Below are 13,022 nucleotides of genomic sequence, written 5' to 3'. Positions count from 1 at the left end.
GCTGGGCTGGGCCAAGCAGCACGCACGGCATGATGATGAACAGCAGGAGCGCTGCCCGAGTGGTTACCCCTCCCGCACTTTCCCGTATCTCCCACCGCCCCCGGCCTCGATATGGAGCGCACCGCTGCGGGCAAGGACGATCAGTTGGGCCAACTTTTCTCCCACCGTCTCCGCGATCTCTTCCTCCGCCGCCTCATGAAGAACGCTCATTTCCGTGCCAAAACGGGCGAGCAGCTTTTCATACGCTTTTGGACCAAGGCCGGGGATGAATTCAAGCGGCACTTGATAAATGTACGGCGGCCGTTTCGGCCCGCGTTCCGCCGTTTTCAGCTCCGCAAGCCGGTCAAACACGCCTTTCACGAAGCGATGATGGCCGCATGCCGCACAGCTGTCGACGTCCGGTGCAGCCGGCGCAAGACAGCGCTCGCACACTGTCTGGTGATATTTTCCTAGTTTGGGATTTAAACCATAGTTGGCGACAATCGCGCGCCCGTCTTCACCGCGCAGCGCTTTTTCAAATTCGGCAAACGTCGGGGCGGCGAGCCGCACTTCTTCATATTCACGGGCGATTTTCCGCAGCGAATGGGCATCGGAATTCGTCAAGTACGGGTAGCGATGCAATTCGGCGATCTGATCCGCCATCGCCGTGTCGGCGCTTAACCCAAGTTCAATGGCATCAATCCAATCCGGGTCAAACACTTCTGTCAGGCTGTGCTTGACCCCTTTTCCGTACAAGCTTTTAAACGGGGTGAACGCGTGCGCGGGGATGAACCAGCCGCCCTGCTCTTTCGCGGCAGCTTGCAGCTCACGGCCGGACACGTAAATGCGCTGTGAACTGAGCGACACGTTCTTTACCCGTTTGCCAAGCCAGCCGGAAAACGTGCGCATCGTCTGCACAGTCGGCAAAAAAACGAGCACGTGGATCGGTCCATGGCAATGGTCGTCATATACTTCGATTTCACTGCCTAACAAAAGCATCACCTTCCCGGCGCTGACGCCGCCCCCCTCATGTTCGCGCCAACCGTGCTTCTCCATTGCCCGCTCGAGCTCGTCCAGCACTTCGGGCACATGGCTGTCAATAACACCGACGAGGTCGATCCCTTTCACCTCAGCCGCCTCATGCAAGATGTTCTCAAGCGTCAACGTGCGCGCCCCAGTAATTTTCACCGGGCGGCCCGAGGCGGTGCGGCCGATGTGAATATGTAAATCAGCGTAATAACGGCCGAGGCCGCGCTCGTTTTTTTTATTCGGCATTTTGCTCCCCTAGCGCGCGGCGCAGCTGCAAATATTGCAAGGCGTATGCCGTTTTCGCGTCGTAAATGTCACGTTGTTGAAGCATCTCAAGCGCCTCCTCCAATGTAACTTCCAACAGCTCGACAAACTCATCTTCATCCAAACCGGCGCCGTCCTCCGCTTTTTCCAGCCCCTCGGCGACATACAAATGGATGAGTTCATCGGCAAACCCCGGGGACGTATAAAAAGAAATGAGATGGCGCATCGATTGGGCGCGGTAGCCGGTTTCTTCTTCAAGCTCGCGATGTGCGGAAGCGAGCGGCTCTTCCCCATGTTCTAGCTTGCCCGCCGGAATCTCGACTAATGCGCGCTCCAGCGCTTTTCGGTACTGGCGGACAAGAACGATTTTCCCGTCCGGCAACAGCGGCAGCACCGCCACCGCGCCCGGGTGCTTGACCACCTCACGCCGGCTTTTCTGCCCGCTTGGCAACTCAACTTCCTCCACATACAACTCAATAATGCGGCCGCTGAACAGCTTCTCTCTGCGGATTGTTTTTTCATACAGCTCCATGTTCATTCTCCCCTATCAAATTGGATCGATTCTTTTCCATTGTACTACATGTTTGGCCATTTTTTCGCTTCCGTTGTACAATGAACATATCATCATCGATCGCGAAAGGGGGCGCAAAAAATGAACAAACGCCGCATCGGCACATCAGACTTATACGTCAGCGAAATTGGACTCGGCTGCATGTCGCTCGGCACTGATGAAAACCATGCCATCTATCTCATCCATGAAGCATTGGAGCGCGGCATCAACTACTTGGATACAGCCGATTTATACGACCGCGGCTTAAACGAGGAATTCGTCGGCAAAGCGGTGAAAGGAAAACGCGACCAAGTCATCATCGCGACAAAAGTCGGCAACCGTTGGCGCCGAGACGGAAGCGGCTGGGACTGGGATCCGTCAAAAGCCTATATCAAACAAGCGGTCAAAGAGAGCCTGCGCCGCCTGCAAACGGACTACATTGACTTATACCAGCTCCACGGCGGCACGATCGACGACCCGATCGATGAGACGATTGAAGCGTTCGAAGAGCTGAAGCAAGAAGGCGTCATCCGTTGGTACGGCATCTCCTCGATCCGCCCAAACGTCATTCGCGAATATGTGAAGCGCTCGAACATCGTCAGCGTCATGATGCAATACAGCTTGCTTGACCGTCGGCCGGAAGAATGGTTCCCGCTTCTTCGCGAACATCACATCAGCGTGATCGCCCGCGGTCCGGTCGCTAGAGGCTTGCTCACCAGCCGCCCGCTTGAACAAGCGAGCAGCGCGGTGAAAGAACACGGCTACCTCGATTATTCATACGAGGAACTGCAGGCGCTCATCCCGAAGCTGAAGGAAAAAAGCGAAAAACACCGCTCATTGACCGCGACCGCGCTGCAATTTTGCCTGTATGACCCGGTCGTTGCCGCTGTCATCCCGGGCGCCAGCCAACTTCGGCAGCTTGAGGAAAACATCGCCGCCGCTTCCGCCCCGCCGCTTGGCCGCGACGAATACGAATGGCTGAAACAAGCGACAAAGCGCTCGGTGTATGAAGCGCACCGATAATCGCAGGAAGCGCCATCGTGCTTCATTCTGACGCCTATTGCCGGCGAAGCCAGCAACAACCGCAGGCCGCCGCAACCTCTATTTCCCTGCCTATGTGCGTCACTGAACTTGCCGGCGGCCATAGCGCTGACAAGAGGCAAAACGAAAAAACAAACCAAAAGAGCCCGACGGCTGCCAATGTCCGTTACGGGCTCTTTTTTCCAAATGGACCGGCCGCTCCCACAAAAGTCGATCCATCCTCTTCCACATACTGATTCCTCGCCGCCCCCAACCCGAACGCCATCATGGCCGCACAGACGGCCAACAACATGCCAAGCGGGGCGGTAAACCGTCCAGCCGCATCATACAATAGGCCAAACAGCGGCGGACCGGAAGCCGCCAGCAAGTAGCCGACCGATTGCGCCCTGGCGGACAATTGGGCGGAGGCCAGCGGACGTCGCGTCCGCAACGTAAACAGCATCATCGCCAGCGAAAACGCCATGCCGGCGCCGATGCCGGCGAAAAGCGCCCCAACCCAAAGCAGCCAGCCTTGGCCAGCCAAAAAGGCGATCGTTCCAAACGTCATGAGCAGCACCGCCGAGCCGATCAACATTTTTTGATTGTCCATCCGCTCCGCGAGCATCGGAGAGACGAACATCATCGGCAACTGGGCAAACTGAAAGAAAAAGAGCAGCCAGCCGGCTGTATCGGCCGCCAATCCCTTGCTTTGCCCAAGCTCCGGCAGCCACGTGACGACGCAGTAAAAGAAAAACGACTGCAATCCCATAAAAAGCGTCACTTGCCAAGCGAGCCATGACCGCCAAAGCGCCGAGCGGCGGCTTCCTGCCGGCGCGCCGTCCGACTCCCGGCGGCGTGCTTGCGTCAGCCAAACGACAAGCGCCAAAGTCGCAAACAATGCCCAAAAGCGAAACGACCCTTGCCAGCCAAGCCCCCAACCATCAGCAAGCGGCACAGCGATCCCAGAAGCGAACGCCGCACTCATGTTCATCGTCACCGTATAAATCCCCATCATCAAACCGACCCGTTCGGGAAACGACTCTTTCACAAGCACCGGCATCAAGACGTTGTCAACAGCAATGGCCGCGCCGATCAACACCGTGCCGGCAAACAGCCAGCCGATGCTGGAGAGCGGACGAAGAAGCTCGCCAACGAGCAAAACGATAAGCGAAAAAAAGAGCGTCCGCTCCATTCCGAACCGTCGGGCGAACGCGGCCGCCACAGGAGCCAAGAAGGCAAACGCCAAAAGCGGAATCGTCGTCAGCGCCCCAGCGGCTGCGTGGGAAAGGCCAAGCTCCCGCTGAAGTTCAGGAACGAGCGGCCCGACCGTCGTGAGCGGCGCGCGCAAGTTGGCGGCCAGCGCGACGACCGCTCCGGCCGTCCAAAATGGAAAAGAAGAGGCGCGCGACGCTGCTGCATTCGGTTTCATCGTCCGTCCCCCTTGCTACTTAAACTTCCGCCAGTCCAGCTCGCTTTCCTCAAGCAGCTCGGCAAACGATTTCTGTTCCTCACGGCGGCGCGCTTCCTCACGGCGCCGCGCCTCTTCCGCCGCCCGTCTTCGCGCTTCTTCCTCGGCGAGCGCGCGTTTTTTCGCAAGCAGCTTCGCCTCCGCCGCGGCGCCGATCCGGTCGGCGATCGTCAATGCCTCTTGTTCTTTTTTTCGCCTGATCTGTTTTTTCATCAATGTCCGCCCCCTTGCATAACAATCGTTCGTTTGTCAAACGATACAACTACACGACAAAGTAAAGGAGAGATGATGGATGACGAAAAACCGCGCCCAAAAAGGGAAACCGTCGGCCGACACGGTGAAGCCGACAATCGCCAAAGAAGAACTGGAAAAAGCAATCCATCCGACAAAACGGCAAAACAGTCCTCAATAACAGCAAAATGGACGATGCAGCTTTTATAGAAAGGGGCGCCCTGCAGCCCAAACCGGCTTTCAGGGCGTCCCCTTTACAACACCTCGGTGATGTGCGGCATATGTTCGCCAAGCCAGGCGATCGCCGCCTCCAGCGTCGGAAACTCTTTCGTTTCAAACGTCATTTCGTTTTGCAGCAGCCAGACGTCTTTCGCCTCATGATACGGGCCGGCGACCGACCAATGAAGCAAGCTGTACGGATCGTTTTCATGGGTGAACGACACCCATGTTTTTTGCTTCGCCGCCTTTGCGAGCTGCTCTAGCTTACCGTTCATGGCCAGATTTCACCTCAACAAGCGGCATATGACCATTCAACGTTTGCCCTGGGCTTTTGAGCTGAAAAACGGTCGTTCCCGGCTTGACGTCAATCGTCATCGCTTCATCAAAAAAGATGAGGCGCGACCGTTCCACGAGCACCGGCATGAAATTCGTCTCGACGACGACATCATCTTCATCCGCCTTGTCGACAAGCCATAGCGCCGGCACGCCGTCGACCAAACAGCCGCAGCCGTCCGTGTCAAACGCCAGCTTTAACTGCCGTCTGGATTCCGCTACAATAGAGGCAAGCGCCCGTTTGGCTGCATCCGTAAACGTGATGTACAGACTCATAGCTGGCTCCTTTTCCCTTTGATTTCCTTTATTTATTTTACCTGTCAACATGAGAAACTGTCAAAACAAAGCAAGGAGGAAAAAGCGATGGCAAACGTGCAAATCAAAGTGAACGACAACGGTTCGCTGCGCGTCACCGGCGATGTGGAACTGCTCGATGGAGAAGGAAAGCCGTTTGTGACCAAACAAACGTTTTCGCTCTGCCGGTGCGGGCTGTCGAACAATAAACCGTTTTGTGACGGTTCACATAAAGGCCGATTCCAATCGGTCGTCCGCGCCCCGTCGCCGGAATCGAGCGAATCGTAACGAACGGCCGTTTCTTCCCAGCCAACAGGCAAGGACGTCTTTGCACAAGTTTCATAACGGACGGTGAAATCGATGAATGAACGTTGGCTGCAAAAACAAGCGCGCAACTGTCTGCGGCATTACGGCTACGATGATGACATGATGCCGCTTGACGAAGACGATTGGCGCGAGCTTTGCGCCCGCATTGCCGCGGCCAAAGAAAAGCAGCCAAACGCGGACATGTATGAACTTGTCCATGACGCCGTCTACCGGTTCATCGCCGGTTCTTGACCCGACTTGTGTCAAATGCCCCTAATGAGAAAGAAAAGCGGCGCTGCGATTGTGAAAGGGTGTCCCACAGGCTCGGGACACCCTCTCGCATTCCATAGACGCAAAACGATCAAACAACATGACCGTTTTCGACCAGCTTCTTTGACTTACTTTTGGAAAAACGCCCGTTTCGCCACCTTTTCCACCAAACCCGGCGCAAGGCGATACAGCCGGCTGCCGAGATCCATCCAGCGCGGCATGTTCACTTCGCGCGTTGGCGTCATCATCGCGGCAACAACGCGCTTCGCCACCGCCTCCGGCCTTAACATCCAACGCGAGACATTGCGCACATACTCTCCCGATTCATCAGCGGTCGAAAAAAAGTTTGTCTCCACCGGCCCCGGATTGACGGTCGTGACAAAAATGCCAAAGCGCCCCGCCTCGAGGCGGAGGCTGTCGGTAAAGCCAACGACCGCGTGTTTCGTCGCGGAATAGACGCTCGACTTCGGCGTCGCGATTTTGCCGGCTTGCGACGCAATGTTGATAATATGGCCGCTTCCTCTCTCTTTCATATGAGAATACACCGCCTTCGTGCAGGCGATGAGGCCGAAGACGTTGACGGCAAACATCCTCTCCATTTCATCCAAGTCGATGTCCTCGACATAGCGAAAGACGCCAAACCCGGCGTTGTTGACCAACACATCGATCGCGCCAAGGTCCGCAATGAGCTGGGAAACGACCGCCTCGATCATGCCGCGGTCGCTGACATCAAGCGATGCATACGGGGCGCGAATGCCGGTTTGCGCTTCGATCCGCGCGCTGATTTCTTTCAGCCTTTCTTCACTGCGCGCCAAGAGCACCGGCACCGCCCCTTGGCGCGCCGCTTCATAGGCGATTTGCTCGCCAATTCCTCCCGACGCTCCGGTAATGACGACATGGCGCCCCTTCAGCCGCACACCGACACCCCCGCCGCTTCGTAAACGTATCGGCCGGCTTCCTGTTTTTTCGTCACATACCCGTTCGCCTCGAGATAATCAAGCTGGCCGATTGTCTCCGACATCGTCAGCATGAGCTGGCGTTCGTAAGCCGTTGGGAACAGCTTTTGACAAACGTCAAACACCGTATGCGGGCGTTCTTTCACCATTTCGAGCACCCGCTCGGCGCGCTGGCGCTGCTTATCCAGCCGCTCGCGAACGAGCGCCGGAATATCGGTCGCATCGTCGCCATGGCCGTTTAGCGAGCGAACGATATCGTATTGCAGCATTTTTTGCAGCGACTCGTTGTACTGCAACAACGGTTTCGGCCGTTCCGTCTCCCCTTCCGCCGGCGGCTCCATCATTGGATTCGGGGAAATATGAACAAGCAAATGATCGCCGCCGATCAGCAACCCATCCGCCTCGCGGTAGAGGGCGATATGGCTTTGCGCATGCCCCGGCGTTTCGATGACCTGCCACCCGGGCATCCCCGGCACCGCGTCCCCTTCCGTCACCATGATGTCAAGCCCGCGCCGGCTTGCGTAGCGAAGCGATCCGCCTTCTTTCGACAGCTGACTGAACAAACGGCGGTCGACGCCGCATTCCGTAAAAAATTCCTGAAAAAATTGGACGTACCGCTCCATAAACGAACGTTCACGGCGCAAAAACGGATCCGCTTTCGGATGGCCGATGATCGGCGCATGCGGAAAATAATCAAGCAAGCCGACATGATCCGGATGATGGTGAGTAATGACGATTTGTTCAATATCCTCTGGCGCATAACCGACCTCGCCAAGCTGCTTCACAAACAGCTGCCATGCTTCCTCTGTTTTCACTCCGGCATCGACCAGTGTCAACCGATCGCCGGCGATCACGTACATATGCACATCGCCGACCGGAAACGGCGTCGGCACCGTGATCCGATACACTCGTTCCTCGTTCATTGCGTTCCCTTCTTTCCTCAAGTTCATGAACCATCCCGTTCGAACCGTTTCATCAGTCAAAATGAATAGTTATTCATTATATTTTATTTTACAGTTTACACCGATTTCATCCATTTGTCATGCCTTTTTCTTCCGCACGACGAAATTGCAAAAAAATTCGCTCTCCTCCCTTGACAACAGCGCCTGTCCCGCGGCATAATGACTAATAACATCACGGATACGGCAAACCGGCGATGAACAGGGCCAGTAAACCGCAAACGGCACCAGAGAGCGAAGCCCGCGGCTGGAAGGCTTTGCGGCCCTCTTTGCGGTTGAACCTACCCTAGGAGCTGTTAGGCCAACCTAAACGCCTCCCCGGCGTTATCGGGGCAGAGTCGGGCCTGTTTGGCGCTTGGGCCAAATCGGGCCAAAAAAGGTGGTACCGCGGAAACGAAGGTTTTCCGTCCTTTTGCAGGACGGGAAACCTTTTTCTTTTGGATGGATACACCAAGGCAAGGAGGAGTGGAATGATGAACAACGAACGAACGATCGCGCTCATCGGCGCCGGCTCGATGGCGGAAGCGCTCATCGCCGGCATGACGAAAGCGTTTTGCCATCCGGCGCACATTGTCGTCGCCAACCGACAAAACCGCGCTCGGCTCGAGGAGCTGGCGCGCCAATACGGTGTTTGCACGGCGGGTTGCGCGCAAGAAGCCGTCAAACAAGCGGATATCGTCATTTTGGCGATGAAGCCGAAAGATGTCGTCGAAGCGATGAACGCCATCGCACCGACCCTCCGCGCCCATCAGCTCATTCTTTCACTGCTCGCCGGCATCACGACCGAGACGATCGAACGGCTCGCCGGACGCAACATCCCTGTCGTGCGCGCCATGCCAAACACATCCGCCGCCGTCGGCTTATCGGCGACCGCGATCGCCGGCGGCCGCTTCGCCGCGAAAGAACATCTTGAGGTCGCCAAACAGCTGTTTGAAACGGTCGGCATCGTCGCTGTTGTGCCGGAGAAGGACTTGCATGCGGTCACCGGCCTGTCCGGAAGCGGTCCGGCGTATGTGTATTACTTGGTCGAAGCGATGGAAAAAGCGGCGGCCGACATCGGCCTTGAGCGAGATGTCGCCAAACGGCTCATTTTGCAAACGATCATCGGCGCAGCCGAGATGCTAAAAGCGTCCGACAAGCACCCATCCGTCCTGCGCCGTGAAGTCACGAGCCCAGGCGGCACGACCGAAGCCGGCATTGGCGTGCTTGAGCAATACCGGTTCCAAGAAGCGGTCATCGCCTGCATCCGCCGGGCGACGGCCCGCTCCGAAGAGCTCGGCAGCGCTCTTCTCGCTGCCATCGCCGAAGCGTAAAGAGCGGACCTCCGGAGCGCGCCGCTCCTTTTCCCGCCTAGCCCGAACACGGCGACAATCCGTTTTATTTTGCTTTTGATAAGCAGCGTGCTATCATTCAGTCATGAACCATTCATTGGCCTAGAAAGGAGCTGCTTGTCATGAACACGATGCTGTTTTCGCCGTATACAATCCGCGGGCTGACGCTGAAAAACCGAATTGTCATGTCGCCGATGTGCATGTATTCGTGCGACACGAAAGACGGCGCCGTACGCACGTGGCATAAAATCCACTACCCGGCTCGCGCTGTCGGCCAAGTCGGCTTGATTATCGTTGAAGCGACCGGCGTGACGCCGCAAGGCCGCATTTCTGAACGCGACTTAGGCATTTGGAGCGATGACCATATCGCCGGGCTTCGCGAACTCGTTGGGCTTGTGAAAGAGCATGGAGCGGCCATCGGCATCCAGCTTGCCCATGCGGGGAGAAAATCGCAAGTGCCGGGAGAGATCATCGCTCCGTCAGCCGTCCCGTTTGATGATTCGTCGCCGACACCAAAAGAAATGACGAAAGCCGACATTGAAGAAACGGTGCAAGCGTTCCAAAACGGCGCACGGCGCGCGAAGGAAGCCGGCTTTGACGTTATTGAAATCCATGCCGCCCACGGCTACCTCATTAACGAATTTTTATCGCCGCTCTCCAACCGGCGCCAAGACGAGTACGGCGGCTCTCCGGAAAACCGTTACCGTTTCTTGGGCGACGTGATCGACGCTGTCCGCGAGGTGTGGGACGGACCGCTTTTTGTCCGCATCTCGGCGTCGGACTACCATCCGGACGGGCTGACGACCAAAGACTATGTCCCATACGCCAAGCGGATGAAAGAACAAGGAGTCGACCTCGTCGATGTCAGCTCCGGCGCTATTGTTCCGGCGCGCATGAACGTCTATCCCGGCTACCAAGTGCCATTTGCCGAACTGATCCGCCGTGAAGCGGACATCCCGACCGGCGCTGTCGGCCTCATTACGTCCGGCTGGCAAGCGGAAGAAATTTTGCAAAACGGCCGCGCCGATCTCGTCTTTTTGGGGCGCGAGCTGCTGCGCAACCCGTATTGGCCATACGCCGCGGCGAGAGAGCTGGGCGCAAAAATCTCGGCGCCCGTCCAATATGAGCGCGGCTGGCGGTTTTAACCGCGCGGGATCGAAAACGAGGCGAAATCAACGGCGAGCTCGGTGTTCGGAAACACGCTGCGCGCCTCGGCGACGAGCTGCAGCGCCGCCGCACCTTGGTAGCGAGAGCTGATATGGGTCAAAATAAGCCGCTTCGCCCCGGCCCGCCTCGCCACCTCGGCTGCGTCTGTGGTCGTGGAATGGAAATAGTCACGGGCCAGCCGCTGTTCCGCCGCGGCAAACGTCGCCTCGTGGACGACGACATCGGCATCGCGGGCGAGTTCAATCGCCGCTTCGCAAAAACGGGTGTCGCCCAACACGGCGACGATTCTCCCCTTTTGCGGCGGCCCGACAAATTCGCGCCCGTCGATGACCGTGCCGTCATCCAGCACGACCGTTTTTCCTTGCTTAATTTCTTGATAAATCGGGCCGGGGCGGACGCCGAGTGCTTGCAATCGCTCGACCAAGAGCGGGCCGGGCAAATCTTTTTCAACGACGCGGAAACCGTATGACGGCATGCCGTGATCGAGCCGTTTGGCGATGACGGAAAACCGTTCATCGTCAAAAATGACGCCCTCATCGATCTCCACAATGTTCAGTTCATACCGGAGCTTTGTCCCGCTGACGGCAAGGGCCGTTTCGACAAACGCGCGAATGCCTTTTGGACCGAAGACCGTAAGCGGCGTCTCGCCGCTTTGGAACGAGCGACTGCCAAGCAGCCCAGGTAGACCGAACAGATGATCGCCATGCAAGTGCGTAATAAAAATATGCTCGATGCGGCGCGGGCGAATGGCGGTATGCAAAATTTGATGCTGCGTCGCTTCGCCGCAGTCAAACAGCCATGTCGCCCCCCGCTCGTCAAGCAGCTGCAGGGCGACGGACGATACGTTGCGCTCTTTGGCCGGCACGCCGGCACCCGTGCCTAAAAACAACAGTTCCAACGCGCTTCACTCCTTTTTCTCGCTCAACATTGCCTGTTGTTAGCGTACCAATGTCAAAACGGCTTTTCAACTTTCTTTTGCGCTCAAAAACGCCGGGTTGGCGCCCGGCTCTTTCATGAACATAAAACGCTTTGCCGCCGGAATGCAACAAAGTGTTTGCGTTCCGACCGGCAAACCTCTACAATGGTTTCATTGAAGAGACAAATTTGGCTAAAGCGAGGTACATACGGTGGACAACATGAACCCGAAATCGATCATCGTCATTTTCGGAGCGACGGGAGATTTGGCGAAACGGAAACTGTTTCCGTCCCTTTACCGCTTGTATGAAAAAGGGCATTTGCATGAGCAGTTCGCTGTCGTCGGCGTCGCGCGCCGCCCGTTGTCGGCCGAAGAGTTCCGGAATTATGTGCGCGACTCGGTCGAAACGGCGTTTCACCAAAAGCTCGCCGACGGCCGATTCACCTCCCATTTCTATTACCATCCGTTCGACGTGACGGAAGCCGAGTCGTACCAGCGCTTAAAGTCGCTCCTCGAACAGCTCGACGGCACATACGAGACCGAAGGCAACCGCATCTTTTATTTGGCAATGGCGCCGGAATTTTTCGGCACCGTTACTTCCCGCTTGCAGTCGGAAGGATTGACGGAAACGCGCGGCTTTAAGCGGCTCGTCATCGAAAAGCCGTTCGGGCATGACTTGGCGAGCGCCGAGAAGCTGAATGACGAGATTCGCCGCGTCTTTTCCGAGCGGGAAATCTACCGGATCGACCATTATCTTGGCAAAGAAATGGTGCAAAACATCGAGGTCATCCGCTTTTCAAACGCCATTTTCGAGCCGCTTTGGAACAACCGGTTCATCGCCAACATTCAAATCACATCGAGCGAAACGCTCGGCGTCGAAGACCGCGGCCGCTACTACGACCATTCCGGGGCGCTGCGCGACATGGTGCAAAACCATATGCTGCAAATGGTCGCTCTGTTGGCGATGGAACCGCCGATCAAATTAACGACCGATGACATCCGCCATGAAAAAGTGAAAGTGTTGCGCGCCTTGCGCCCGATTGCGCACGATGAAGTCGACCGCTATTTCGTGCGCGGCCAATACGGGCGCGGGGTGATCCACGGCAAAAACGTGCCGGCGTATCGCGAGGAGCCGAACGTCGATCCGGACTCGAACACGGAAACGTTCGTCGCTGGAAAACTCCTGATCGACAACTTCCGTTGGGCTGGCGTGCCGTTTTACATTCGCACCGGCAAACGGATGGCGGAAAAATCGACGAAAATCGTCGTCCAATTTAAAGATGTACCGATGAACTTGTATTACCGGACGAATGAGACGATCGCCCCGAACTTGCTCGTCATCCACATCCAGCCGGACGAAGGGATCACCCTTCATTTAAACGGCAAAAAAACCGGGGAATCGACGACCATAACAGCTCCATTTCAACTCGACTATTGCAACAACTGCATCGACGGGATCAACACGCCGGAAGCATACGAAAAGCTGCTGTACGACTGCATGCGCGGCGATGCGACAAACTTCACCCATTGGGATGAGGTAGCAGCGTCATGGCAATTTGTCGACCCGATTTCTGAGGTGTGGGCGAACACAAAAGCTTCCGACTTTCCGAACTACGCGGCTGGCTCCATGGGCCCGGCGGCCGCGGACGAGCTGCTCAAAAAAGACGGCTTCCACTGGTGGCCGATCGAGCATCCGCGTTCGTAAAGACGCGATGACCCGCCTGTTGCGC

15 protein-coding genes are annotated in these 13,022 nt (G+C 56.8%); 6 read left to right on the top strand and 9 right to left on the bottom strand.

Annotation, left to right across the window (positions count from 1 at the left end; all coding sequences use genetic code 11):
- Positions 1–63: 63 nt before the first annotated feature.
- Both GC56T3_RS06315 and GC56T3_RS06310 read right to left on the bottom strand, forming a co-directional pair.
- Positions 64–1,254, bottom strand: coding sequence for a TIGR00375 family protein (locus GC56T3_RS06315; RefSeq protein WP_013144829.1), 1,191 nt, complete (start codon positions 1,252–1,254; stop codon positions 64–66).
- A complete protein-coding gene (locus GC56T3_RS06310; protein WP_013144828.1) occupies positions 1,244–1,804 on the bottom strand; it encodes an NUDIX domain-containing protein in 561 nt (186 codons plus the stop codon). The genes GC56T3_RS06315 and GC56T3_RS06310 overlap by 11 nt, the downstream gene beginning before the upstream one ends.
- 120 nt (positions 1,805–1,924) lie before the next feature.
- Between GC56T3_RS06310 and GC56T3_RS06305 the strand changes: the two genes are divergently transcribed.
- Entirely contained in the window at positions 1,925–2,845 is a 921-nt protein-coding gene (locus GC56T3_RS06305) for an aldo/keto reductase (RefSeq protein ID WP_013144827.1), read from the top strand.
- A gap of 184 nt (positions 2,846–3,029) precedes the next feature.
- Here the strand turns inward: GC56T3_RS06305 and GC56T3_RS06300 are convergent, their stop codons facing one another.
- From GC56T3_RS06300 to GC56T3_RS06285, 4 genes are all read right to left on the bottom strand, one after another.
- Positions 3,030–4,271: an MFS transporter gene (locus GC56T3_RS06300; protein ID WP_013144826.1), complete on the bottom strand. Its 1,242-nt coding sequence runs from the start codon at positions 4,269–4,271 to the stop codon at positions 3,030–3,032.
- Positions 4,272–4,286: 15 nt separating this feature from the next.
- Positions 4,287–4,523, bottom strand: a complete 237-nt coding sequence (locus GC56T3_RS06295; RefSeq protein WP_013144825.1) for a DUF3886 domain-containing protein — start codon at positions 4,521–4,523, stop codon at positions 4,287–4,289.
- 272 nt (positions 4,524–4,795) lie between these two features.
- Positions 4,796–5,035 carry a YqkC family protein gene (locus tag GC56T3_RS06290; RefSeq protein ID WP_012820668.1) on the bottom strand — a complete coding sequence of 80 codons (240 nt, stop codon included), beginning with the start codon at positions 5,033–5,035 and terminating at the stop codon, positions 4,796–4,798.
- Entirely contained in the window at positions 5,025–5,369 is a 345-nt protein-coding gene (locus GC56T3_RS06285) for an iron-sulfur cluster biosynthesis family protein (RefSeq protein ID WP_013144824.1), read from the bottom strand. Before GC56T3_RS06285 ends, GC56T3_RS06290 begins: the two co-directional genes overlap by 11 nt.
- Positions 5,370–5,456: 87 nt before the next feature.
- Here GC56T3_RS06285 and GC56T3_RS06280 point away from each other — a divergent pair, with 87 nt between their 5' ends.
- The gene (locus GC56T3_RS06280) at positions 5,457–5,675 is read left to right on the top strand and encodes a CDGSH iron-sulfur domain-containing protein (protein ID WP_012820666.1); all 219 of its coding nucleotides are present in this window, start codon (positions 5,457–5,459) and stop codon (positions 5,673–5,675) included.
- Between the two features lie 72 nt (positions 5,676–5,747).
- A complete protein-coding gene (locus tag GC56T3_RS06275) occupies positions 5,748–5,945 on the top strand; it encodes a YqzH family protein (RefSeq protein ID WP_013144823.1) in 198 nt (65 codons plus the stop codon).
- Positions 5,946–6,091: 146 nt separating this feature from the next.
- Here the strand turns inward: GC56T3_RS06275 and GC56T3_RS06270 are convergent, their stop codons facing one another.
- Together GC56T3_RS06270 and GC56T3_RS06265 are read right to left on the bottom strand one after the other, a co-directional pair.
- Complete coding sequence (locus tag GC56T3_RS06270; protein WP_013144822.1) at positions 6,092–6,880, bottom strand: SDR family oxidoreductase; 789 nt, start codon at positions 6,878–6,880, stop codon at positions 6,092–6,094.
- Complete coding sequence (locus GC56T3_RS06265; protein WP_013144821.1) at positions 6,871–7,842, bottom strand: MBL fold metallo-hydrolase; 972 nt, start codon at positions 7,840–7,842, stop codon at positions 6,871–6,873. Before GC56T3_RS06265 ends, GC56T3_RS06270 begins: the two co-directional genes overlap by 10 nt.
- A gap of 509 nt (positions 7,843–8,351) precedes the next feature.
- On the opposite strand from GC56T3_RS06265, the gene proI reads away from it, so the two are divergent.
- Together proI and namA are read left to right on the top strand one after the other, a co-directional pair.
- Entirely contained in the window at positions 8,352–9,191 is an 840-nt protein-coding gene (gene proI / locus GC56T3_RS06260; RefSeq protein WP_013144820.1) for a pyrroline-5-carboxylate reductase ProI, read from the top strand.
- 140 nt (positions 9,192–9,331) lie between these two features.
- Complete coding sequence (gene namA / locus GC56T3_RS06255; RefSeq protein WP_013144819.1) at positions 9,332–10,354, top strand: NADPH dehydrogenase NamA; 1,023 nt, start codon at positions 9,332–9,334, stop codon at positions 10,352–10,354.
- On the opposite strand, the gene rnz is transcribed toward namA, so the two are convergent.
- On the bottom strand, positions 10,351–11,274 hold the full coding sequence (rnz, locus tag GC56T3_RS06250; RefSeq protein WP_012820660.1) for a ribonuclease Z: 924 nt from the start codon (positions 11,272–11,274) through the stop codon (positions 10,351–10,353). The two genes, namA and rnz, sit on opposite strands and share 4 nt — an antisense overlap.
- A 238-nt stretch (positions 11,275–11,512) precedes the next feature.
- Here rnz and zwf point away from each other — a divergent pair, with 238 nt between their 5' ends.
- Entirely contained in the window at positions 11,513–12,997 is a 1,485-nt protein-coding gene (zwf, locus tag GC56T3_RS06245) for a glucose-6-phosphate dehydrogenase (RefSeq protein WP_012820659.1), read from the top strand.
- Positions 12,998–13,022 lie beyond the last annotated feature (25 nt).

The sequence above is a fragment of the Geobacillus sp. C56-T3 genome (assembly GCF_000092445.1).
Taxonomy (GTDB): domain Bacteria; phylum Bacillota; class Bacilli; order Bacillales; family Anoxybacillaceae; genus Geobacillus; species Geobacillus thermoleovorans.
Note: the sequence above shows the minus strand (reverse complement) of the source record. Positions and strands in the feature narration are given on the sequence as shown.

Bases quoted from the DNA above. Each gene is read 5' to 3' on its own strand.
- proI (WP_013144820.1), top strand. From the start codon at position 8,352: ATGAACAACGAACGAACGATCGCGCTCATCGGCGCCGGCTCGATGGCG.
- GC56T3_RS06265 (WP_013144821.1), bottom strand. From the start codon at position 7,842: ATGAACGAGGAACGAGTGTATCGGATCACGGTGCCGACGCCGTTTCCG.
- GC56T3_RS06290 (WP_012820668.1), bottom strand. From the start codon at position 5,035: ATGAACGGTAAGCTAGAGCAGCTCGCAAAGGCGGCGAAGCAAAAAACA.
- zwf (WP_012820659.1), top strand. From the start codon at position 11,513: ATGAACCCGAAATCGATCATCGTCATTTTCGGAGCGACGGGAGATTTG.
- GC56T3_RS06300 (WP_013144826.1), bottom strand. From the start codon at position 4,271: ATGAAACCGAATGCAGCAGCGTCGCGCGCCTCTTCTTTTCCATTTTGG.
- GC56T3_RS06275 (WP_013144823.1), top strand. From the start codon at position 5,748: ATGAATGAACGTTGGCTGCAAAAACAAGCGCGCAACTGTCTGCGGCAT.
- namA (WP_013144819.1), top strand. From the start codon at position 9,332: ATGAACACGATGCTGTTTTCGCCGTATACAATCCGCGGGCTGACGCTG.
- GC56T3_RS06280 (WP_012820666.1), top strand. From the start codon at position 5,457: ATGGCAAACGTGCAAATCAAAGTGAACGACAACGGTTCGCTGCGCGTC.
- GC56T3_RS06310 (WP_013144828.1), bottom strand. From the start codon at position 1,804: ATGGAGCTGTATGAAAAAACAATCCGCAGAGAGAAGCTGTTCAGCGGC.
- GC56T3_RS06295 (WP_013144825.1), bottom strand. From the start codon at position 4,523: ATGAAAAAACAGATCAGGCGAAAAAAAGAACAAGAGGCATTGACGATC.
- GC56T3_RS06285 (WP_013144824.1), bottom strand. From the start codon at position 5,369: ATGAGTCTGTACATCACGTTTACGGATGCAGCCAAACGGGCGCTTGCC.
- GC56T3_RS06315 (WP_013144829.1), bottom strand. From the start codon at position 1,254: ATGCCGAATAAAAAAAACGAGCGCGGCCTCGGCCGTTATTACGCTGAT.
- GC56T3_RS06305 (WP_013144827.1), top strand. From the start codon at position 1,925: ATGAACAAACGCCGCATCGGCACATCAGACTTATACGTCAGCGAAATT.